Raw genomic sequence first — 20,239 nt, 5'->3', positions numbered from 1 at the left:
CCCCTTTTTGCTGTCCGACGGAGAATTCCGCATGACGCTTCCCGCCCTCCTGCGCCACGCCGCCGGCGCCGCCCTCGTACTGGCCTGCGCCGCCGCGCATGCCGACCTGAAGGTCGGTGTCGACCTGTCGTCGACCGGCCCGGCCGCCGCGATCGGCATCACGAGCAAGAACGCGATCCTGATGTGGCCGAAGACGATCGCCGGGCAACCGGTGCAGGTGACGGTGCTCGACGATGCGTCCGACCCGGGCACGGCGGTGCGCAACATCCGCAAGCTGGTCGACGAGGATCATGTCGACGTCGTGGTCGGGCCGAACATCACGCCGGCCGCGCTCGCGGCGCTCGATGCGGTGGCCGCCGGGCAGACGCCGATGATCACGCTGGTCGGCTCCGGCGCGATCGTCGAGCCGCAGGAAGGCGCGCGGACCTGGGCGTTCAAGATGGCGCAGAGCGACCGCGCGATGGCCGACGTGATGACGCGCCATATGGCGAATCACGGCGTGAAGACGGTCGGCTTCATCGGCTTCGCCGACAGCTACGGCGACAGCTGGCTGAACGAGTTCACGCGCTTCGCGGACCTGCGCAAGATCCGCGTCACCGCGACCGAGCGCTTCAACCGCACCGACGCGAGCGTCACGGGCCAGGCGCTGAAACTGATCGCGGCGAAGCCCGACGCGATCCTGATCGCGGGCTCGGGCACGCCGGCCGTGCTGCCGCAGCGCACGCTGATCGAACGCGGGTACAAGGGTCCGATCTACCAGACGCACGGGATCGCGACGCCGGAATTCATCAAGCTGGGCGGCAAGGACGTCGACGGGACGCTGTTCCCGACCCAGCCGGTGGTCGTCGCGCGCACGCTGCCGGCCGATCATCCGGCCCGCAAGGCCGCACTCGCGTTCGTCGACGCGTACGAGGCGAAGTACGGCGCCGGTACGGTCACGCAGTTCGCGGGCGACGCGGCGGGCGTCTACCCGCGCCTCGCCGACGCAGTCGGCCGCGCGCTGAAGGCCGCGCAGCCCGGCACGCCCGCGTTCCGCGCGGCGCTGCGGCGCGAGCTGGAACATGCGCACGAGCTCGTCGTGCCGAACGGTGTCGTCAACACGAGCGACAAGGATCATGTGGGACTCGACCAGCGCGCGAGCGTAATGGGGATCGTGAAGCAGGGCCGGTTCGTCTACCTCAGTCAGTGACGTGCGCGGTCCGCAACCGGGCAGCTTGCCCGGCGGCGGGATTTCGGACATAATCCGCGTTTCGCCGCGCACCATCACATGCGCGGCCAGGTTCAAGCCCAGGTGGTGAAATTGGTAGACGCAGGGGACTCAAAATCCCCCGCCGCAAGGCGTGCCGGTTCGATTCCGGCCCTGGGCACCAGCATTCTCGCAGCGTGAAGCGCTGCGCCTCCCGAAACCCGCGCAAGCTCGCCGCTTCGCGGGTTTTTTGTTTTTTCCGTGCGCGCCGCAACGCGTGCCCCCGCGCAACAGTCCAAGCATCATGAGGATGCGCGGCACGGAGGCACGCCATGTCCATGCGCACGATTTCATCTCCGCTCTGCCGCCGCGCGCTCGCCGTGGCGCTGTCGCTCATGCTGGCCGGCTGCGACATACTGACCGCGCCGCCGGTGCCTGACTGGCCGGGCCCGCACGCGCCCTACCCGTTCCCGGACAGCATTCCGCATCGCACCGAATGAATGGACGGGAGGGCCGCCGGCGGCAACGTCGTCGAGCTCAGGCTCAGGCCATCAACGCCCGCACGAAATCGAGAAACACTCGCACCTTCGCGGAAACGAGGTTGGACGCGTGGTGATACGCGTAGAGCGGAAACGTCTCGTCCGCCCATTCCGGCAGCAGCAGCACCAGCCGCCCGTCGGCGAGGATGTCGCGCGCATAGAGTTCCAGCAGCTGGGCAATCCCCGCGCCGCCCAGGCACGCGCCGAGCAGCATGCCCGTGTCGTTGACCATCAGCCGGCCGGCGGCATCGAACGGCACCACCTCCTTGCCGCGATGAAACTCCCATTCGAACGGCCGCCCCGTCACCGGATCGCGGATCAGCACGCAGCGATGCCCGCTCGCGAGATCCCGCGGGTGCCGCGGTTCGCCGTGACGCGCGACATAGGCCGCCGACGCGCAAGTGAGCACGCGCGTTTCCAGCAGCAGCCGCGCACGGTATGACGACGGCTCCGGAATACCGAACCGCACCGCCACGTCGAACCCGTCGGCGACGAGGTCGCCCATCCGGTCGCGCACGCTGATCTCGACGGAGAGATCGGGAAAGCGGTCGAGAAACTCCGCCATCTTCGGCGCCAGCACGTAGTGGCCGAAAGTCGCGTCGACATTGACGCGCAGCCGCCCCCTGACACGCGCCTTCGACTGTCCGGCGTCGATTGCCGCGTCCTCGATGCCGGCCAGCAGCGGCGCGACCGCTTCATAGAAACGCCGCCCTTCGTCAGTCAACGTGATCGCACGGGCCGTGCGGTTGAAGATCCGGATGCCGACGCGCTCTTCCAGCCGGGCGACGGCACGGCTCACCGCGGGCTGCGTCAACCCCATCGCCTCGCCGGCGCGCGCGAAGGTACCGGCCTCGATCACCGCCGAGAGCACGCCGATCCCGCTCAAAAGCCTGCTGTCGAATGCCATGAGACATACTTTCAGTCATTCTTGATCTGATCATTATTCATTATTTTTATTGATCGAGGAAGCCTACATTAGTCCTGTCGCCGGATCGCACGGCACTTACGAACCAAGGAGCAGGACATGAGCACATCGGAACAGGTCGCCCTCGTCACGGGCTCGTCGCGCGGCATCGGCGCGGAAATCGCCCGCCGTCTCGCCCGCGACGGTTTCAGGGTCGTCGTGAACTATGCCGGCGGCGCCGGCCCGGCCCGGGAAGTGGTCGACGCGATCGTCGCCGACGGCGGCACGGCCGTCGCGGTGCAGGCGGACGTCGCCGATCCGGCGGCGGTGGCCGCGCTGTTCGACGCGGCCGAGCAGGCATTCGGCCGGATCGACGTCGTCGTCAACAGCGCGGGCGTGATGAAACTCGCGCCCCTCGCCGAGTTCGACGACGCAGCGTTCGACCAGACCGTCGCGATCAACCTGAAGGGCGCATTCAACGTCAGCCGCGAGGCGGCGAAGCGCGTGCGCGACGGCGGCCGCATCGTCAACCTGACCTCGAGCGTGATCGGCATGCGCCTGCCGACCTACGGCGTGTACATCGCGACCAAGGCGGCCGTCGAAGGCATGACGCAGGTGCTCGCGCAGGAGATGCGCGGCCGCGGCATCAGCGTGAACGCGGTCGCGCCGGGGCCGGTCGCGACCGAGCTGTTCCTGCACGGCAAGAGCGCCGAAGTCGTCGACCGGATGGCGAAGATGAATCCGCTGGAGCGGCTCGGCGAGCCCGCCGACATCGCCAGCGTCGTCGCGTTCCTCGCCGGCCCCGACGGCGCGTGGGTCAACGGCCAGGTCCTGCGTGCCAACGGCGGCATGTGCTGACCGGCCGCCTGTCACGCCCCCCCTGTCACCGGAGATCGATCATGAAGGAAGTCATTCTCGTCACGGGCGCGTCCAGCGGCTTCGGCCTGCTGACGGCCCAGGCGCTCGCCCGCGCCGGTCATACCGTCTACGCGTCGATGCGCGAAAGTACCGGCCGCAACGCGCCGCGCGTCGCCGCCATCGCCGCCTACGCGCAGGAACACGGCATCGACCTGCGCACCGTCGAGCTCGACGTCGGCGACGACGCGTCCGTCGGTGCCGCCATCGATCGCGTGATCGCGGACAACGGCCGCCTCGACGTCATCGTCCACAACGCCGGCCACATGGTGTTCGGCCCGGCCGAAGCGTTCACGCCCGAGCAGATCGCCCAGCTCTACGACATCAACGTCGTGTCGACCCAGCGCGTCAACCGCGCGGCGCTGCCGCACTTGCGCCGCCAGGGGCGCGGGCTGCTCGTCTGGGTGTCGTCGTCGTCCGCGCGCGGCGGTACGCCGCCGTTCCTCGCGCCCTACTTCGCCGCGAAAGCTGCGATGGATTCGCTCGCGGTGTCCTATGCGTCCGAACTGGCCCGCTGGGGGATCGAAACGTCGATCGTCGTGCCGGGCGCGTTCACCCAGGGCACGAATCACTTCGCCCACGCAGGCAAGCCGGCCGACACGGCCATTCAGGCCGCCTACGTCGACGGCCCCTATGCGGGTGTCGCCGAGCAGGCGCTTCAAGGCCTCGCCGCGCTCGAACCGGCGGACGCCGATGCCGGCACCGTCGCGACGGCGATTGCCGACATCGTCGCCGCCCCGGCCGGCAAGCGCCCGTACCGCGTGTTCGTCGATCCGTCGCACGACGGCGCGGAGGAGGTGTTCCGCGTCGGCGATCGCATTCGCCGCGAGATGTTCAGGAACATCGGCCTCGCCGACCTGCTCGCGGCCCGCGTCGGCGGCTGATCCACCGTGCGCCGGCCACGCCGGCGCACCTCAGCCTGGCTCGCAGAACCCGAGGATCGCGTCGGCGACCGCCGCCGGCGCCTCACGCTGCGGAAAGTGGCCGACGCCGTCCAGCACCTGCCGCGCGTAGCGCCCCGTAAAGAACCGCTCGCGCCCGGCCGAACCGTCCGGATGATTGCAGGTGTCCGCGCCGCCGTGCAGCACGAGTGTCGGCAACGCCAGCACCGGCGCGGGATTCAGCCGCGCATCGTCGTCGGCATAGGCCGGCGTGCCCGGTACGAATCCCCATCGATGCCGGTACGAATCCAGCACGACGTCGATCCAGTCTGGCCCGTCGAACGCGGCGGCGGCCGCCTCGAAATCGCTGTCGCGATACCAGCCCGGCGGTGACCACGTGTCCCACATCATGCGGGCAAACGCGCGGCGATCGTCGCGCAACGCCTGCTCGCCACGCGGCGTCGCCATGAACCAGTGATACCAGTAGTTGCGCGCCTGCTGCAGCGACAGCGGCTGCCCCGGATCGTTGGTGCCGTACCCGACCGACAGCATCACGAGATGCGATGCGGCGCCGTCGCGCAGCCCGCACGCGTTCGCGGCCGCCCGCGCACCCCAGTCGTGCCCGACCAGCACGGGCCGCTCGATGCCGAGCGCATCGACGAAGTCGAGCAGGTCGCGCCCGAGCGCCGCGAGCTGGCCGCTGCGCGGCACGGATGCGTCGCGAAAGCGGGTCGGCGCAAAACCGCGCAGCGCGGGCGCGAGCACGCGGTAGCCGTGCGCGGCGAGCATCGCCGCCACCGCGTTCCAGCCGACCGGGCTGTCCGGCCAGCCGTGCAGCAGCACGGCCACGCGCTCGCCGCGCGGGTTCCACTCGAGATAGGCAATGTCGAGCGACGCGGTCGTCGCATGCGCATAGGTCGTCATCGTGCACTCCGTTGGATCGATCCGAGTGCACGATGGTAGGCCGGCCTTTCGTCACGATTCACGGAGTATCATGGTTCATTCTTCGTATATCGCGTTGAATTGATCCATGGAACCGCTGACCGATCCCGCGTCGACCTCGCTCGACATCACGCTGCTGCGCACCTTCCTCGAAGTCGTCGACAGCCGCGGGTTCGCGCCGGCCGCGGAACGGCTCGCGCTGACGCCGTCCGCCGTCAGCGGCCACATCAAGCGGCTCGAACAGGCGGCCGGCACGGTGCTGCTCGCGCGCACCACCCGTCGCATCGCGCTCACGCCGGCCGGCGACACGCTGTACGCGTACGCGCGCAACATCGTCGACATGGAGCGCGAAGTGCGCGCGAGGCTGCGCGGCGCGCCGGCGCACGGGCCGCTGCGGGTCGGCGCATCGGAAGATTTCGCGGGTGCGTGGCTGCCGCACGTGCTGCGCACGTTCCGCGATCGCCACCCGCGCACGTCGATCGAGTTGAAGGTCGGGATCACCGCGTCGCTGCTGCGCGAGCAGACGCTCGGCCGGCTCGATGTCGTGTTCGGCAAGCAGTGCCGGCAGGTCGACACACCGGGCGAACTGATGTGGGAAGAACCGCTCGTGTGGGCGTTCGCGTCGGATCGCACGCTCGACGCTGGCGGCGACGTGCCGCTCGCGCTGTTTCCGCAGCCATGCGTCTATCGCGAAGCCGCCGTCGCGGCACTCGCCGCTGCGCTGCGGCCGTTTCGCGTGCTGTTCGAGAGCAGCAGCATGGCCGGCTGCGTGTCGGCCGCGCTCGCGGGCTTCGCGGTCACCGCGCTGGCACGCAGCCAGCTGCGCGACGGCCTGCGCGAATGCGGCCCGCAGGACGGCCTGCCGGCGCTGCCGGCCGCGCGTTTCTACGCGTTCGCGGCGAAACCGGACGGCGCCGGCGCGGCGTTGATCGATGCGGTGCGGGAAACCGGCCGCAGCCGCCAGTTCGCGGTGCTGCCCGGCTGAAACAGGCACGACGGCACGTGACGCGATCCGGCCGTGCCGGTCAGTCGCCCTCCGCCCCCTCCGTGCCATGCGTCAGCGCGCTCGCCATCAGTTCGCCGAACCATTCGATGAAGGCATTGAGCCGGCGCGAACGATGGCGCCGGTGCGGGTACACGGCCGACACGTCCATCGGTGCGGCGCGGTGGCCGGGCATCACGTCGACGAGCGCGCCGCTGTCGAGCAGATGCTGGACGTCGAAGCGCGGAATCTGGATCAGCCCCATCCCGGCGATGCAGCTGGCGATATAGGTTTCGGCATTGTTGACGATCACCCGGCTCGGCAGCATGAGCGTGTGCCGCTGGCCGTCCACGCAGTATTCCCAGTCGAGTTCGCGCCCGATCGTCGGCGACGCATAGCCGATCGCCCAGTGTCCGTGTGCGAGCGCATCCGGATGCTCGGGCACGCCGCATTCGCGCAGGTAGTCGGGGCTCGCGCAGTTGATCAGCGTGAACTGCCCGAGCGGCCGCACGACGAGGCTGCTGTCCGCGAGCCGCCCCACGCGGATCGCGCAGTCGACGCCCTCCTGCACCAGGTCGATCGAACGATCGGTCGAGCCGAGCGACAGTTGCAGCTTCGGGTAACGGTGAAACAGCGACGGCAGCGCGGGCGCCACCATGCGGCGCGCGATCCGGCTCGGCACGTCGACATTCAGCCGGCCGATCACGTCGCGGTCGTGCCGGCGGAACAGGCGGTCGAGTTCGTCGGCCTCCGCGAGCAGGCGCCGGCCGCGTTCGAGCAGCAGCGCGCCGTCGGCGGTCAGCTGCACCTGGCGTGTCGTGCGGTGCAGGAGACGCGTGCCGAGCCCCGTCTCCAGTTGCTGCACGGCTGCCGACACGGTCGCGCGCGGCACGTCGAGCGCATGCGCGGCCTTGATGAAGCTGCCCATCTCGGCAACCTGCAGGAAGATTCTGACCTGATCCAGCTTGTCCATCGGCAGGGAACGTGGGTTCGGACGAACGCCGCCGCCGGCCGTCGCGCGTCGCGGCCAGGTCCAGCGGCACAGAGAAAACGGGCACGCAGCCGCGAGGCCGCGCGCCCGTCCATTGTCCACGCAAACGCGCCATTGCGGTGCGCCGCGCGGCCCGTTGCCGGGTCGGTTACTTGGTCGTGTAGCCGCCGTTGATCAGGATCGTCTGGCCCGTGATCCACCAGCCGTCGGTGACGAGATGGCGGATGAACGGCACGACGTCCTCGATGTCGGTCAGGCCCGTCTTGCTGAACGGCGACAGCGCGGCCGCCGTCTTGTGATACGCGACCGCATCGGCGCCTTCGGCCGGATAGAAGAACGGCGTGTCCATCGGGCCCGGCCCGACGGCCGTCACCGAGATCCCGCGCGCGCCGTATTCCTTCGACGCCGCGCGCGTGAAATGCTCGACCGGCGCCTTCGACCCTTCGTACGCCGCATAGAACGGCGTGAACGCGCCGAGCAGCGACGTCACGAGCGTGACGAGCTTGCCGTGATCCTCGAGGTGCCGCCCCGCTTCCTTGATGAAGAAGAACGCCGACTTGCTGTTGACCGCGAACATCTCGTCGTACTCGGCCTCGCTGATCTCGGTGAACGGCTTCTTCAGCACCTTGCCGACCGTGTTGATCGCGATGTCGATCTTGCCGAAGCGCTGCTTCGCGTCGTCGAACAGCTTCTCGACCGCAGCGGCCGTCGTCAGGTCGCCCTGGAACGTAGCCGCTTCCGCGCCGGCCGCACGCACCGCGGCGGCCGTCTCCTCGGCCTGCGCCTGCGATGCGGCGCTGTTGTAGTGAATCGCCACGGCCTTCGCACCGTGGCTCGCCAGATCCCGCGCGATCAGGCCGCCGAGATTCTTTGCGCCGCCTGCGATCAGGACGACCTTGTCTGCGAGCGTATGAGTTGCCACGGTTGACTCCTTGTCTCGTTGAACGAAGCTTGGAGTGTAGGCACGCGCGACGCACCGGTCAGCCGGGCGGAGCTGGATGGATTATCCAGAAAAACGATCCAATCGAAGCGCGGCAGTGCTGCCTGCCGCACCGACAACCGCGCCGGAATCTGTCCTCGATCGATGGGCGCCGATGCCGGCGCCGGCTCAGCGCGCGTACAGCGTCGCGTCGATCCTGCCGAGCAGCCATTGCATGCCGGCCAGATGCTGCTGGTCGTGGCTGCACAGGTAGTGGACGAGCCCGCGCACGGTCAGCGACCCGTAGCCGTCGAAATCCCCGGTGCGCGCGAACTGTTCGGGCGTGAGGCGCGACACGAGGTCCAGCGTCTCGCGCCGCGCGTCGCGGATCGCCGCGAGCACGTCGGACGCATACGCGTCGTTGTAGCGGCGCTCGATCGCGAGCGCGTCGCCGTCGATCGACACGAGCAGCGGCCGGTCTTCGTCGAGCATCCGCCGCAGCCGCACGTGATAGCCGTCGATCTCGATGTCGCGCACGTGGCAGAGCTGCCCGAGCGGCGAAAAGTGCTCGCTCGGCATCCCGGCCCAGTCGTCGGGTGTCCAGCGCGCGTAGCCGTCGGGGACGGCCGCGAAATGGGCTTCGAGCTGACGGGGGAAATCGGCGAGTGCGTCGAGCGTCGTCGGATTCATGCGGTACTCCCTGTCGGATAAGAGCGGCGGCAGCCCTGGCACGGGCCTGCCGCCGCCGTTGCGTCACTTCACGCTGAAGCCGTACGCGCCCTGCGTGCGGTGCCCGTCGGTCGCGACGGCCACCCATTTCACCGTATAGGCGCCGGTGCCGACCGCCGTGAGCGGCACCGACATCCGCTTGCGGTTCGACGCGTCGATGCGCGCACGGCCGTCCGACACCGTCTTGCCGTCGCCGTCGACGACGACGATCGAGCTGAACGCCGGCTCCAGCGGCTCGGTGAAGTCGATCGTGACGGCGGCCGGGGCGGCAGCCACCGCCGCGCCCGCCGCCGGATCGCTCTTCGCGAGGTGCGCGTGCGCGAACGCCGCCGACGAGACAGTCGCGGCAACGATGACGGCAGCGGCGTTGCGGCCGAACGGGAACAAAGCAAAAGGCATGGACTTTCCGTGAAGAATGAACGGACGCCGCGCCCCGCGCGGCGTACCGGCAGCTTACCAGCGCATGCGCGTTCATGCCGGTCGCGCGCCATCGCTTGATAGAATGCGCGCGCTATGGATCTCGAAAGCATTCTCTACACCCAGGGCTTCGGCTCGCGCCGCCAGTGCCGCGGCCTGATCGAAGCGGGCCGCGTCAGCGTGGCGGGCGCCAACGCGACCGACCCCGACGCCGCGTTCGATACCGACGGCCTCGTGTTCTCGGTCGACGATACGGCGTGGCCGTTCCACGCACGCGCCTATCTCGCGCTCAACAAGCCGGCCGGCTACGAGTGTTCGCGCGACCCGCAACACCACGCGAGCGTGTTCAGCCTGCTGCCCGCACCGCTCGTCGCGCGCGGCGTGCAATGCGTCGGGCGTCTCGACCAGGACACGACGGGCCTGCTGCTGCTGTCCGACGACGGCCAGTTCGTGCACGCGTACACGTCGCCGAAGCGCAAGGTGCCGAAGACCTACGTGGCAACCGTGCGCCACCCCCTCGACGACACGCAGCTGAACGCGCTGCGCACCGGCGTTCAATTGCACGGCGAACCGAAGCCGATCGCGGCCGTCGCCGCCGACGCCCGCGACACGCACGCGCTTGCGCTGACCGTGCTCGAAGGCAAGTACCACCAGGTCAAGCGGATGGTCGCGGCGGTGAGCAACCGCGTCGAGTTGCTGCATCGCGAAAGCATCGGCGGCTTCGCGCTGCCGGCCGACCTCGCGCCGGGCGCGTGGCGCTGGCTCGATGACGCCGACCTTTCAGCGCTGCGCAATCCGGTCAAAACCCTGTAAGGGAAAATCCGCACGACCGTTCGACGTCCAGCCGCATCTCGACCCCATCTTCCCCCGCTATACTGAAATCACAAGCTGTACGAGCAGCGATGCAGGGGGAGACATCATGAACATCAACCATTCTTTCGAACTGTCGTACGTAATGATCGCGTTCGCGGTCATCGGTGTCATCGTGATCGGCGGGCTGCTGGCCGCGATGCACATGAAGCACAAATATCATCCGAACCTGATTGGTGCGCTGATCGGCGCGTTGCTGTGTTTCCTGCTGATCGAGGCGCTACCGGCGCTCACCTGACGCGCTGCCCGGCGCGAGCGTTTGAAGGAAATCATCTACGGTCGGATAGCGCAACGTCACGCACAATTCGGCCTTGAGCCGTGCGTTGGACAGGCGCCGCGACTCGCGCATGAACGACAGCAGCGTCGGTTCGAGCTGACGCTCGGCGTCCGCGCGGCTCACGCGTGGCGGCTTCGGCAGGCCGAGCACCTGCGCGACCCGGTCGAAATATTCCCCCATCCGCAGTTCGCTGTCGTCCGACGCATGCACGGTACGCGCCGGCTTGCCACGCTCGGCCGCACGGCGCAGGATCGCCGCGAGATCGTCCGCGTGGATGTGGTTCGTGTAGACGTCGTCGGCCGGTTCGAGCGCCGGCGTGCCGCGCTCGAGCCGTGCGACCGGCAGACGGTTCGCCGCGTAGATCCCGGGAATCCGCACGATGCGCGCGGACAGCACGCCGCGCACCGTCGCCGCACGCAGTTGCCGCTCGGCCGACACGCGCCGGAACGCGCGCGGATTCGCGGGGCGCAGCGGGTGCGTTTCGTCGATGCGCGCGCCGCCGCAATCGCCGTAAACGCCCGTCGTACTGGCGTAGACGAGCCTCGGCGCACGAAGGCCGTCGGGTACAATACGCGCTGCCCGAACGGGCGCGCCGGCCTGTCGGGTCGCGGTGCGCAGGGTTCGGAGCCGGCCCACCGCCGATGCCGGCGGCACCGGTGGCCGTCGCGCAGGCACGGTCGTTGCGGCGATCAGCGCACGCGTGCGCCGGTCGTCGCGGCCATCGGACTGCGGCGGTGCGAGATGCAGGATCGTGCGGGCCAGACCCGCGAGGCGGCCGAGTGTCGCCCGGCGATCGAGGTCGCCGACGATCGGCGTTGCACCCGCGGCGCGCAGTTCGTCGCGACGGGCCGGATGGCTCGTCAGCGCGAAGATCCGCAGGTTGCGGCGCGTGTCGCGCCATTGCGCGACGCAGCGCATGCCGACGTCGCCGCAGCCGACGATCAGTGCGCGCGGCCGGCGCAGGATTCGAGTCGCGATCATGTTGGTTGCGAAATCAGTAGCCACCGTTGCGCGACGCGCAACGGGTTTGCATTGTAGCTGCCGTGCCCGACATGCACGGTCCCCACATTTTGTTCTAGTTTGGTTCTATGGCATTCAACGTCACTCTCAAGCAAAGCGGCCGGCAATTCCAGGTCGAGTCGGATGAAACCGTGCTGGCGGCCGCGCTGCGCCAGAATGTCCATCTGCCGTACGGCTGCAAGAACGGCGCGTGCGGCTCCTGCAAGGGCCAGATCGTGTCGGGCCAGATCGAACAGGGCCCGCACGCCGCGTCGGCGCTGTCCAACGACGAGCGCACCCGCGGCCTCGCGCTGCTGTGCTGCTCGAAGGCGCAGTGCGACCTCGAAATCGACGTGCGTGAAATCGCCGGCGTCGACGGCGTACAGGTCAAGAAACTGCCGTGCCGCATCGCCGCGCTCGAGCGCAAGGCCGACGACGTGATGGTCGTGAAGCTCCAGTTGCCCGCCAACGAACGCCTGCAGTATCTCGCGGGCCAGTACGTCGAGTTCATCCTGAAGGACGGCTCGCGTCGCAGCTACTCGATGGCGAACGCGCCGCACGAGGAAGGCCCGATCGAGCTGCACATCCGCCACATGCCGGGCGGCAAGTTCACCGACCACGTGTTCGGCGCGATGAAGGAGCGCGACATCCTGCGCTTCGAAGGCCCGCTCGGCACGTTCTTCCTGCGTGAAGATTCCGACAAGCCGATCGTGCTGCTCGCATCGGGCACCGGCTTCGCGCCGATCAAGGCGATCATCGAGCACGTGAAGCACACGGGCATCACGCGCCCGATGACGCTCTACTGGGGCGCGCGCCGCAAGAAGGACATCTACCTCGGCGAACTCGCCGAGCAGTGGGCACGCGAGATCCCGAACTTCAAGTACGTGCCGGTGCTCTCCGAGCCGGACGCCGGCGACCAGTGGACGGGCCGCACCGGTTTCGTCCATCGCGCGGTGATCGAGGATCTGCCCGACCTGTCGGGCCACCAGGTGTATGCATGCGGCGCGCCGGTGATGGTCGAGTCCGCGCAGCGCGATTTCACGCAGCACCACGCGCTGCCGGCCGACGAGTTCTACGCGGACTCGTTCACGAGCGCCGCCGATCTCGCGCATCCGGTCTGAGGCGTGCGCACCCGCGTACGGCACTGCGCGCCGCGATGTCACATCCGTGGCATCGCGGCGGTTTACAGTGTGGCGCGGGATGCCTTATGCTTGCGCACATGAACTGCTTCCTGTCCGCCCTTCGACGTCGCCGCTCGCCGCTCCGCCCGGATGCCGCAGGCTCGTCACGGACTCGCGCGTAACCCCCGCACTGCTTCACCGGTTACGCACAAGCTGTTCGACCCACCAGCCACGGCCTTCCGTGGCTTTTTTATTGCCCGTTTCCCTTTCAACGTCCGCTGGAGTCTGCTGCCATGCCCCTGAACGATTATCCGATCGACTCGCTGATGTACATCACGAACCGCCCCGACATCGTGTTTACGCACGGCAAGGGTTCGTGGCTCTACGATCACACGGGCAAGCGCTATCTGGACTTCATCCAGGGCTGGGCCGTCAACAGCCTCGGCCATTGCAACGAAGGCATCGTCGACGCGCTGAAGACGCAGGCCGAAAAGCTGCTGAACCCGTCGCCCGCGTTCTACAACGAACCGATGGCGAAGCTCGCGGGCCTGCTCACGCAGCACAGCGTGTTCGACAAGGTGTTCTTCACGAACAGCGGCGCGGAAGCGAACGAAGGCGCGATCAAGCTCGCGCGCAAGTGGGGCCGCAAGTTCAAGAACGGCGCGTACGAGATCATCACGTTCGACCACAGCTTCCACGGCCGCACGCTCGCGACGATGTCGGCCAGCGGCAAGCCGGGCTGGGACACGATCTACGCCCCGCAGGTGCCGGGCTTCCCGAAGGCCGAGCTGAACGACATCAACTCGGTCGAGAAGCTGATCACCGACAAGACCGTCGCGGTGATGCTCGAACCGATCCAGGGCGAAGGCGGCGTGATTCCGGCCACGCGTGAATTCATGCAGGCGCTGCGCGCGCTGACGAAGCAGCACGACCTGCTGCTGATCGTCGACGAAGTGCAAAGCGGCTGCGGCCGCGCGGGCACGCTGTTCGCGTACGAGCTGTCCGGGATCGAGCCGGACGTCATGACGCTCGCGAAAGGCATCGGCGGCGGCGCCCCGCTCGGCGCGCTGCTGTCGAAGGCCGAGTTCGCGGTGTTCGAGGCCGGCGACCAGGGCGGCACGTACAACGGCAACCCGCTGATGACGGCGGTCGGCTATTCGGTGATCTCGCAGCTCGTCGCACCGGGCTTCCTCGAAGGTGTGCGTGCGCGCAGCGAATACCTGAAGCGCAAGCTGCTCGAGCTGTCGGAAGAGCGCGGCTTCGAAGGCGAACGCGGCGAAGGCCTGCTGCGCGCATTGCTGCTCGGCAAGGACATCGGCCCGCAGATCGTCGAGAAGGCCCGCGACATGCAGCCCGACGGCCTGCTGCTGAATGCCGCGCGGCCGAACCTGCTGCGCTTCATGCCCGCACTGAATGTGACGACCGAGGAAATCGACCAGATGATGGCGATGCTGCGGTCGGTGCTCGACACGCTCTAAGGAGAACCCGCCGATGGATGCCGCCGCCGATGCTGTTGCAATCCGCCCGTTCGAACGCGCCGACACCGATGCCGTGCTCGCGGTATGGCGCGACGCGTTCCCGCAGTACGACGAGGCCGGTGCGCCGCCGCACCGCGATCCGCTGCGATCGATCGAGCTGAAGCTCGCGACGCAGCCGGAACTGTTCTTCGTCGCGACCAGCGGCGCGCGCGTGGTCGGCACGCTGATGGCGGGTTTCGACGGGCATCGCGGCTGGCTCTACTCGTTCGGCGTATCGAACGACGCACGCCGGCTCGGCATCGGCCGCGCGCTGATCGCGCATGCGGAACGCGCGCTTGCCGCGCGCGGCTGCCTGAAGATCAACCTGCAGGTGCTGCCCGGCAACGACGATGCGTGCCGCTTCTACGCGGCGCTCGGCTATCGCGTCGAGGAGCGCATCTCGTTCGGCAAGACGCTGCCGGCCGCGTGAAGCAGAGGCCGGCAGCCCGCCACGTCAGCGCGTGATCGGCCCCGCGCCCGGCAGCGGATTGCCGAGCGCGTCGGTCGGCACGGCCTGCTGCTCGAACGCGGCGAAATACGCGGCCCACTGGGTATCGCTCACGCGCACGATCAGCGCGCCGTCCTGCCAGATGTCGTTGTGATCGTTGTGGTCGTCGCCCGCGCGGTGCAGGTAGTTCGAGCCGGTCGAGCCCTGGTTCATGTGCGTATCGTGGATGCCGTTGCCTTCCGAATACGAACGGCCGAACACGACGACGTCGAGCCCCTGCGACTGCGCGGCGTTCACGAGTCGCAGCAGCGACGGGATCGGCTCCTGATTCTCCGTGCCGTCCATCACGGCGCTCGGGCGCCATGCGCCCGTTTCGTTCAGGATGTCGCTGCGCAGATAGTCGAGCGCGGGCAATGCCGCCTGCCCCGTCAGGTCCGTATAGCCTTCGGCGGCGGCCTCGAGCGTCTGCGTGATCGGGTGGTGGAAATCGTAGACGAGCTTGTAGTTCAGCAGGTCGTCCGCGTCGTTGGTGCCGACGTTGATCGCGACGTCCCAGTCGCCGCCGGGCAACGCCAGCGTCAGGTGGATGTGATACTGGATCTCGCTGCCGTGCGGCGAACCTTTCAGCTTCGCCACCGATGTCACCTTCGCCTTCACGAAACCGTAGTCCAGACTCATGCGTGCTCTCCGTGTCCCGATGGGCCGCCGATGCTACGCGACCCGTGTGACGGTTGGCAGGCGACCGGCAACGGGCGGCCGCCCCATCGTTCCCGCGCCGCGTGCGCGGCGCAACAGTCGAATGGAGTCGCGCCCGCACGCACAAGTTCGACCGGAATCGCATGACACGAAAAAAAAGGCTGTCACGGCATCCCGTGACAGCCTTTCGAAAGCCCGTGTGCGACGCGGCCGGCCTCTGCCGTCGCGCGCCGCCGGGCCCGCTCATTCACTCACTCATTCACCCAGGTACGCGGCACGCACCTTCGGATCGTCGAGCATCTGCTTCGCATCGCCTTCCATCGTGACCGTGCCCGAATCCATCACGTAGCCACGATCGGCCGCCTGCAGCGCGAGGCGCGCGTTCTGCTCGACGAGCAGCACCGTGATGCCCTCCTTCGAGATTTCACGCACCACTTCGAAGATCTTCTCGACCATGATCGGCGACAGGCCCATCGACGGTTCGTCGAGCAGCAGCAACTTCGGCTTCGAGAGAATCGCGCGCGACATCGCCAGCATCTGCTGCTCGCCGCCCGACAGCGTGCCCGCGAGCTGCGTCGCCCGCTCCTTCAGGCGCGGGAAGAAGCCGAACATGCGGTCGACGTCCTTCTTGATCTGCTCGTTGTCGTTGCGCAGGTACGCGCCCATCTGCATGTTCTCGACGATCGACATCCGCGCGAAGATCCCGCGGCCTTCCGGCACCATCGCGAGGCCGCGCTTGAGCAGCTCGTGCGACGGGATGCCCTTGATCGACTTGCCCTCGTACTCGATGTCGCCTGCCGAATACGCCTTGAGACCCGTGATCGCCTTCATCGTCGTGGTCTTGCCTGCGCCGTTCGCGCCGATCAGCGTCACGAGCTCGCCCTGGCGGACTTCCATGTCAACGCCCTTGACGGCCTGGATGCCGCCGTAGTTGACCTGCAAGCCCTTGATTTTCAACATTGCCGCTGCCATCAGTGCACCCCTGCGCCGAGATATGCCTCAATCACCTTCGGATTCTTCTGCACGTCCTGCGGCAGACCTTCGGCGATCACCTTGCCGTAATCGAGCACCGTCATCCGGTTGCACAGCCCCATCACGAGCTTCACGTCGTGCTCGATCAGGAGAATCGTGCGGCCGTCCGAGCGGATCTTGTCGAGCAGGCGCGTGAGTTCGACCTTCTCGGTCGCGTTCATCCCGGCCGCCGGCTCGTCGAGCGCGAGCAGCTTCGGGTCGGTGGCCAGCGCGCGCGCGATCTCGAGACGGCGCTGGTGGCCGTACGACAGGTTGCGCGACGTGTAGTCCGCGTACTGCAGCACGCCGACGTATTCGAGCAGCTCGATCGCGCGTTCCTTGATCTCGCGCTCCTCCTGGCGTTCGGCCGGTGTCTGGAACACCGCGCCGAGCAGCCCGTGCTTGGTACGCACGTGGCGGCCCACCATCACGTTCTCGAGGGCCGTCATCCCGCCGAACAGGCGGATGTTCTGGAACGTGCGCGCGATGCCCGTCTTCGCGACCTGATGCACCGCGGTCGGCTTGTATTCCGTGCCGTCGAGCTTGAACTCGCCGGAGTCCGGCGTGTAGAGGCCCGTGATCACGTTGAAGAACGTCGTCTTGCCGGCGCCGTTCGGGCCGATCAGGCCGTAGATCTCGCCTTCCCTGATCTGCAGACCGACGTCGGACAGCGCCTGCAGGCCGCCGAAGCGTTTGTTCACGCCCTGCACGGACAGTCGGATTTGTTTGTCGCTCATGTGTGTATCCCCTCGTCCGTAGGTTAAGCGCGCACCGGCTTCTTGCTGGCGCGCTTCGCCAGTTTCGCGATCTTGTCCTCATGCTTCGGCGCGGGCCACAGGCCTTCCGAGCGATACAGCATGATGACGACCATCGCGAGGCCGTACAGCGCCTGACGGATCACTTCCGTATCGACGATGTCATGACCGAACAGCGCGTGCTGCAGCGGGCTCATCGTCGAGCGCAGGAATTCCGGGAAGATCGCGAGCAGCACCGCACCCAGGATCACGCCCGGGATGTGGCCCATGCCGCCGAGCACCACGCAGGCCAGCACGACGATCGATTCCCAGAACGTGAACGATTCCGGCGACACGAAGCCCTGGAACGAACCGAACATCGCACCCGACAGGCCGCCGAACGACGCGCCCATCGCGAATGCGAGCAGCTTCACGTTGCGGGTGTTGATGCCCATCGCCTTCGCCGCGATCTCGTCTTCGCGGATCGCCGCCCATGCGCGGCCGATACGCGAGTGCTGCAGGCGCGTACACACCCAGATCACCAGCAGCGAGCACAGCACGAACAGGTAGTAGTACATGTAGACCGACGGCAGCTGGATCCCGAACAGCGAGTGCGTCTGCGCGAGGCTGAAGTCGCCGACGTGCACCGGATCGATGCCCGTGATCCCCTTCGGGCCGTTGGTGATGTTCACCGGACGGTCGAGGTTGTTCATGAAGATCCGGACGATTTCACCGAAGCCGAGCGTCACGATCGCCAGGTAGTCGCCGCGCAGGCGCAGCGTCGGCGCGCCGAGCAGGATCCCGAAGGTCGCCGCCAGCGCCATCGCGATCGGCACGATGATCAGGAACGGGATGTGCAACCCGTTCGGCGCGAGCGCCGCGATCCACTCGAACTGCGAGGTCAGGTGCGGCGAGCTCAACAATGCCGCGGTGTACGCGCCCACCGCGTAGAACGCGATGTAACCCAGGTCGAGCAGGCCGGCGAAGCCGACCACCACGTTCAGGCCCAGCGCGAGCATCACGTACAGCATCGCGAAGTCGAGCACGCGGACCCAGTAGTTGCCGCCGGCCGAGCCGATGATGATCGGCGCCGCGATCACGAAGACCGCGGTCAGGAGGCCGATGATGACGGTCTTGGTGGTGTTGCGCTCTTCGACGAGCGACGTCGAGGATTCGATCGGTTGAATGGATGTCATGTTGTTTGCTCCCTTCCGTTACGCGCGATCCGCGACACGTTCACCCAGCAGGCCGGACGGACGGAACACCAGCACGATGATCAGCACGATGAAGGCGAACACGTCCTGGTAGTTACTGCCGAATACGCCGCCCGTGAGGTTGCCGATGTAGCCGGCCCCGAGCTGCTCGATCAGGCCGAGCAGCACGCCGCCGACCATCGCACCGCCGAGGTTGCCGATCCCGCCCAGCACCGCAGCGGTGAATGCCTTCATGCCGGGGATGAAGCCCATGTAGAAGTGCACGTTGCCGTATTCGGATGCGATCATCACGCCGGCCAGTGCGGCGAGCGCGGAGCCGATCATGAACGTCGCGGAGATCACGAAGTTCGGGTTCACGCCCATCAGGCTCGCGGTGTTCGGGCTTTCGGCGATCGCGCGCATCGCGCGGCCGAGCTTGGTCTTGTGCACGAGCAGCAGCAGGCCGCCCATCACGATGAACGCGACCGCGATGATCACGATTTCAGTCACCGAGATCACGGCGCCGGGCGTCGTATCGGTGGCCTTGATCACGTTGATCGGATCGGTCGGCAGCAATTGCGGGAACGGCAGCGGGTTGCGCGACCAGATGATCATCGCGGCGGTCTGCAGCAGGATCGACACGCCGATCGCGGTGATCAGCGGGGCGAGGCGCGGTGCGCGACGCAGCGGCCGGTAGGCGACCCGCTCGATCGTGAAGCCGACGAATGCACAGACGACTGCGGCGATACCCAGGCCGATCGTCAGCGTCGCGACGTTGCCGAGTCCGGGGAAATGGTTCTGCAGCACGGTGATGGCCGACAGGGCGACCATCGCGCCGATCATCAGCACGTCGCCATGCGCGAAGTTGATGATGCCGAGAATGCCGTACACCATCGTGTAGCCCAACGCGATGATGGCGTAGACACTGCCGAGCACCAGCCCGTTGAGAACCTGCTGGACGAAAATATCCATTTAAAGCTCCTTGGCCCGTGCTGCCGGAGGACGTTGCGCCCCGCGGGTAAGCGAGGAATCGCGCCTTCTCGGCGACACTGCGGGTACTAGTCGATACCGGTAAGGGTGGATCGTCCCGGCGCGCGCCGCCCGGCCTGTACGGCCGGACCTGCCGCCGGAGCGGATACAAAAACGGCACCGCACTGTTCCGGTGCCGTCATGAGTCCCGTCGCTAAATCGTCACGACATCGAGGACGGTGTTCGTGGCCTCCTTGAAGTCGTAGGGCAGCATGCCGAGACGGCCATCGTCCGGTTGCCCGGCATCCGTGCCTTTTCCCGTCCGGTGCGAGGCAAGCCCCGCACCCGGGCGGATCGGATTCCGTGCCGCGCTGCCTCGCAAGGCACCGCGAACGCCGCGCCCGACATTCGTCAGGACTGCGTCGGAATCCATCGTACGAACCAGACCGCGCGCCGCGACATCATTGCTCGCGGCAACGCGCTGTTTCGTCGAATCGAAATGAAAGGGGACCGGCGACATCGGCACGCTGTCCGCATCGCCGGGCACCCTGGCCGGCCTGCGTCGATCGGCGCGCACGGTCGCTGTCACGCCACGACCGGCGGCCTGCTGTGCTGCAACCTGCGTGCCCGCTGCCTGGCCGTTCGCCAGGCCAAGCGCGTTGATTTCCTCGATCGCCAAACGTGCCCCGTTTTCCTTGTCCTTGCCCAATTGCGCGGTGCGGCCCACGAACGGTGCCGCACGACCGGTTCCGGCGACGCGCACGCCGCTGGCCGGCGGTGCCGCGAACGCCGCAGCCTCCCTCCCCGCCTCGTCGTCGCTCTTTTTGCTGCAGCCGGCAAGCATTGCAACCGGTGCGGCGACGGACATGGCGTAAGCCAACTTCACATGCATTGAGTGGTCTCCCGCGCCTTGCCAAAATCCGATTTCAAAGCCATTCAGGCCTGAAAACGGGCGCATTGTAACTCCATTTATAGGACGCCAATAATCCTGATTCGATG

Annotated in this window: 23 protein-coding genes and 1 tRNA gene; 11 read left to right on the top strand and 13 right to left on the bottom strand. The window is 67.6% G+C overall.

The features are described from left to right. Positions 1–31 precede the first annotated feature (31 nt). From F3J15_RS19595 to F3J15_RS19585, 3 genes are all read left to right on the top strand, one after another. Positions 32–1,189: an ABC transporter substrate-binding protein gene (locus F3J15_RS19595; RefSeq protein ID WP_166893522.1), complete on the top strand. Its 1,158-nt coding sequence runs from the start codon at positions 32–34 to the stop codon at positions 1,187–1,189. A 96-nt stretch (positions 1,190–1,285) separates the two neighbouring features. Further along, positions 1,286–1,370, top strand: a tRNA-Leu gene (locus F3J15_RS19590). A 148-nt stretch (positions 1,371–1,518) separates the two neighbouring features. Continuing rightward, complete coding sequence (locus F3J15_RS19585; protein WP_166893520.1) at positions 1,519–1,686, top strand: hypothetical protein; 168 nt, start codon at positions 1,519–1,521, stop codon at positions 1,684–1,686. A gap of 43 nt (positions 1,687–1,729) precedes the next feature. Here the strand turns inward: F3J15_RS19585 and F3J15_RS19580 are convergent, their stop codons facing one another. Beyond that, a complete protein-coding gene (locus tag F3J15_RS19580; protein ID WP_166893518.1) occupies positions 1,730–2,632 on the bottom strand; it encodes a LysR family transcriptional regulator in 903 nt (300 codons plus the stop codon). A gap of 117 nt (positions 2,633–2,749) precedes the next feature. On the opposite strand from F3J15_RS19580, the gene F3J15_RS19575 reads away from it, so the two are divergent. Together F3J15_RS19575 and F3J15_RS19570 are read left to right on the top strand one after the other, a co-directional pair. Then, positions 2,750–3,487, top strand: a complete 738-nt coding sequence (locus tag F3J15_RS19575; protein WP_166893516.1) for an SDR family oxidoreductase — start codon at positions 2,750–2,752, stop codon at positions 3,485–3,487. Positions 3,488–3,528: 41 nt separating this feature from the next. Beyond that, positions 3,529–4,428: an SDR family oxidoreductase gene (locus tag F3J15_RS19570; RefSeq protein WP_166893514.1), complete on the top strand. Its 900-nt coding sequence runs from the start codon at positions 3,529–3,531 to the stop codon at positions 4,426–4,428. 30 nt (positions 4,429–4,458) lie between these two features. Here the strand turns inward: F3J15_RS19570 and F3J15_RS19565 are convergent, their stop codons facing one another. Further along, the gene (locus tag F3J15_RS19565; protein ID WP_166893512.1) at positions 4,459–5,349 is read right to left on the bottom strand and encodes an alpha/beta hydrolase; all 891 of its coding nucleotides are present in this window, start codon (positions 5,347–5,349) and stop codon (positions 4,459–4,461) included. Positions 5,350–5,455: 106 nt separating this feature from the next. Between F3J15_RS19565 and F3J15_RS19560 the strand changes: the two genes are divergently transcribed. Beyond that, the gene (locus tag F3J15_RS19560) at positions 5,456–6,352 is read left to right on the top strand and encodes a LysR family transcriptional regulator (protein WP_166893510.1); all 897 of its coding nucleotides are present in this window, start codon (positions 5,456–5,458) and stop codon (positions 6,350–6,352) included. A gap of 40 nt (positions 6,353–6,392) precedes the next feature. Here F3J15_RS19560 and F3J15_RS19555 read toward each other — a convergent pair whose 3' ends face one another. The 4 genes from F3J15_RS19555 to copC all read right to left on the bottom strand — a co-directional run bounded on the left by F3J15_RS19555 (position 6,393) and on the right by copC (position 9,387). Next, the gene (locus tag F3J15_RS19555) at positions 6,393–7,322 is read right to left on the bottom strand and encodes a LysR family transcriptional regulator (protein WP_166893508.1); all 930 of its coding nucleotides are present in this window, start codon (positions 7,320–7,322) and stop codon (positions 6,393–6,395) included. A 166-nt stretch (positions 7,323–7,488) separates the two neighbouring features. Beyond that, entirely contained in the window at positions 7,489–8,262 is a 774-nt protein-coding gene (locus F3J15_RS19550) for an SDR family oxidoreductase (RefSeq protein ID WP_039368119.1), read from the bottom strand. A gap of 186 nt (positions 8,263–8,448) precedes the next feature. Next, positions 8,449–8,949 (bottom strand): DinB family protein, encoded by a 501-nt coding sequence (locus F3J15_RS19545; RefSeq protein WP_089446257.1) that lies wholly within the window; start codon positions 8,947–8,949, stop codon positions 8,449–8,451. Between the two features lie 63 nt (positions 8,950–9,012). After that, the gene (gene copC, locus F3J15_RS19540) at positions 9,013–9,387 is read right to left on the bottom strand and encodes a copper homeostasis periplasmic binding protein CopC (protein ID WP_166893506.1); all 375 of its coding nucleotides are present in this window, start codon (positions 9,385–9,387) and stop codon (positions 9,013–9,015) included. 114 nt (positions 9,388–9,501) lie between these two features. Here copC and F3J15_RS19535 point away from each other — a divergent pair, with 114 nt between their 5' ends. Beyond that, positions 9,502–10,218 carry a 16S rRNA pseudouridine(516) synthase gene (locus tag F3J15_RS19535; protein WP_166893504.1) on the top strand — a complete coding sequence of 239 codons (717 nt, stop codon included), beginning with the start codon at positions 9,502–9,504 and terminating at the stop codon, positions 10,216–10,218. A 106-nt stretch (positions 10,219–10,324) separates the two neighbouring features. Then, entirely contained in the window at positions 10,325–10,513 is a 189-nt protein-coding gene (locus F3J15_RS19530) for a hypothetical protein (protein ID WP_069248647.1), read from the top strand. On the opposite strand, the gene F3J15_RS19525 is transcribed toward F3J15_RS19530, so the two are convergent. Beyond that, positions 10,496–11,533, bottom strand: coding sequence for an NAD-dependent epimerase/dehydratase family protein (locus F3J15_RS19525; RefSeq protein ID WP_089484447.1), 1,038 nt, complete (start codon positions 11,531–11,533; stop codon positions 10,496–10,498). The two genes, F3J15_RS19530 and F3J15_RS19525, sit on opposite strands and share 18 nt — an antisense overlap. 107 nt (positions 11,534–11,640) lie before the next feature. On the opposite strand from F3J15_RS19525, the gene F3J15_RS19520 reads away from it, so the two are divergent. The 3 genes from F3J15_RS19520 (at position 11,641) to F3J15_RS19510 (ending at position 14,619) form a co-directional block, all read left to right on the top strand. Next, a complete protein-coding gene (locus F3J15_RS19520) occupies positions 11,641–12,672 on the top strand; it encodes a CDP-6-deoxy-delta-3,4-glucoseen reductase (protein WP_039368138.1) in 1,032 nt (343 codons plus the stop codon). 293 nt (positions 12,673–12,965) lie between these two features. Beyond that, the gene (locus tag F3J15_RS19515; protein ID WP_069248649.1) at positions 12,966–14,150 is read left to right on the top strand and encodes an acetylornithine transaminase; all 1,185 of its coding nucleotides are present in this window, start codon (positions 12,966–12,968) and stop codon (positions 14,148–14,150) included. A 13-nt stretch (positions 14,151–14,163) separates the two neighbouring features. Continuing rightward, positions 14,164–14,619 carry a GNAT family acetyltransferase gene (locus F3J15_RS19510; RefSeq protein ID WP_021160763.1) on the top strand — a complete coding sequence of 152 codons (456 nt, stop codon included), beginning with the start codon at positions 14,164–14,166 and terminating at the stop codon, positions 14,617–14,619. A 24-nt stretch (positions 14,620–14,643) separates the two neighbouring features. On the opposite strand, the gene F3J15_RS19505 is transcribed toward F3J15_RS19510, so the two are convergent. From F3J15_RS19505 to F3J15_RS19480, 6 genes are all read right to left on the bottom strand, one after another. Next, positions 14,644–15,315 (bottom strand): DUF2278 family protein, encoded by a 672-nt coding sequence (locus F3J15_RS19505; protein ID WP_089446262.1) that lies wholly within the window; start codon positions 15,313–15,315, stop codon positions 14,644–14,646. A 273-nt stretch (positions 15,316–15,588) separates the two neighbouring features. Continuing rightward, positions 15,589–16,305 (bottom strand): ABC transporter ATP-binding protein, encoded by a 717-nt coding sequence (locus F3J15_RS19500; protein ID WP_069248651.1) that lies wholly within the window; start codon positions 16,303–16,305, stop codon positions 15,589–15,591. Beyond that, positions 16,305–17,081 carry an ABC transporter ATP-binding protein gene (locus F3J15_RS19495; RefSeq protein ID WP_069248652.1) on the bottom strand — a complete coding sequence of 259 codons (777 nt, stop codon included), beginning with the start codon at positions 17,079–17,081 and terminating at the stop codon, positions 16,305–16,307. The genes F3J15_RS19500 and F3J15_RS19495 overlap by 1 nt, the downstream gene beginning before the upstream one ends. Positions 17,082–17,104: 23 nt before the next feature. Next, a complete protein-coding gene (locus F3J15_RS19490; protein WP_069248653.1) occupies positions 17,105–18,274 on the bottom strand; it encodes an ABC transporter ATP-binding protein in 1,170 nt (389 codons plus the stop codon). A gap of 18 nt (positions 18,275–18,292) precedes the next feature. After that, positions 18,293–19,243 carry a branched-chain amino acid ABC transporter permease gene (locus F3J15_RS19485; RefSeq protein ID WP_006488946.1) on the bottom strand — a complete coding sequence of 317 codons (951 nt, stop codon included), beginning with the start codon at positions 19,241–19,243 and terminating at the stop codon, positions 18,293–18,295. A 211-nt stretch (positions 19,244–19,454) separates the two neighbouring features. After that, positions 19,455–20,198: an amino acid-binding protein gene (locus F3J15_RS19480; RefSeq protein ID WP_205190877.1), complete on the bottom strand. Its 744-nt coding sequence runs from the start codon at positions 20,196–20,198 to the stop codon at positions 19,455–19,457. Between the last annotated feature and the right edge of the window lie 41 nt (positions 20,199–20,239).

Source organism: Burkholderia sp. Ap-955, assembly GCF_011753045.1.
GTDB lineage: Bacteria > Pseudomonadota > Gammaproteobacteria > Burkholderiales > Burkholderiaceae > Burkholderia > Burkholderia lata_D.
The sequence above is the reverse complement of the archived record's forward strand: the minus strand, read 5'-3'. Positions and strand labels throughout refer to the sequence as shown.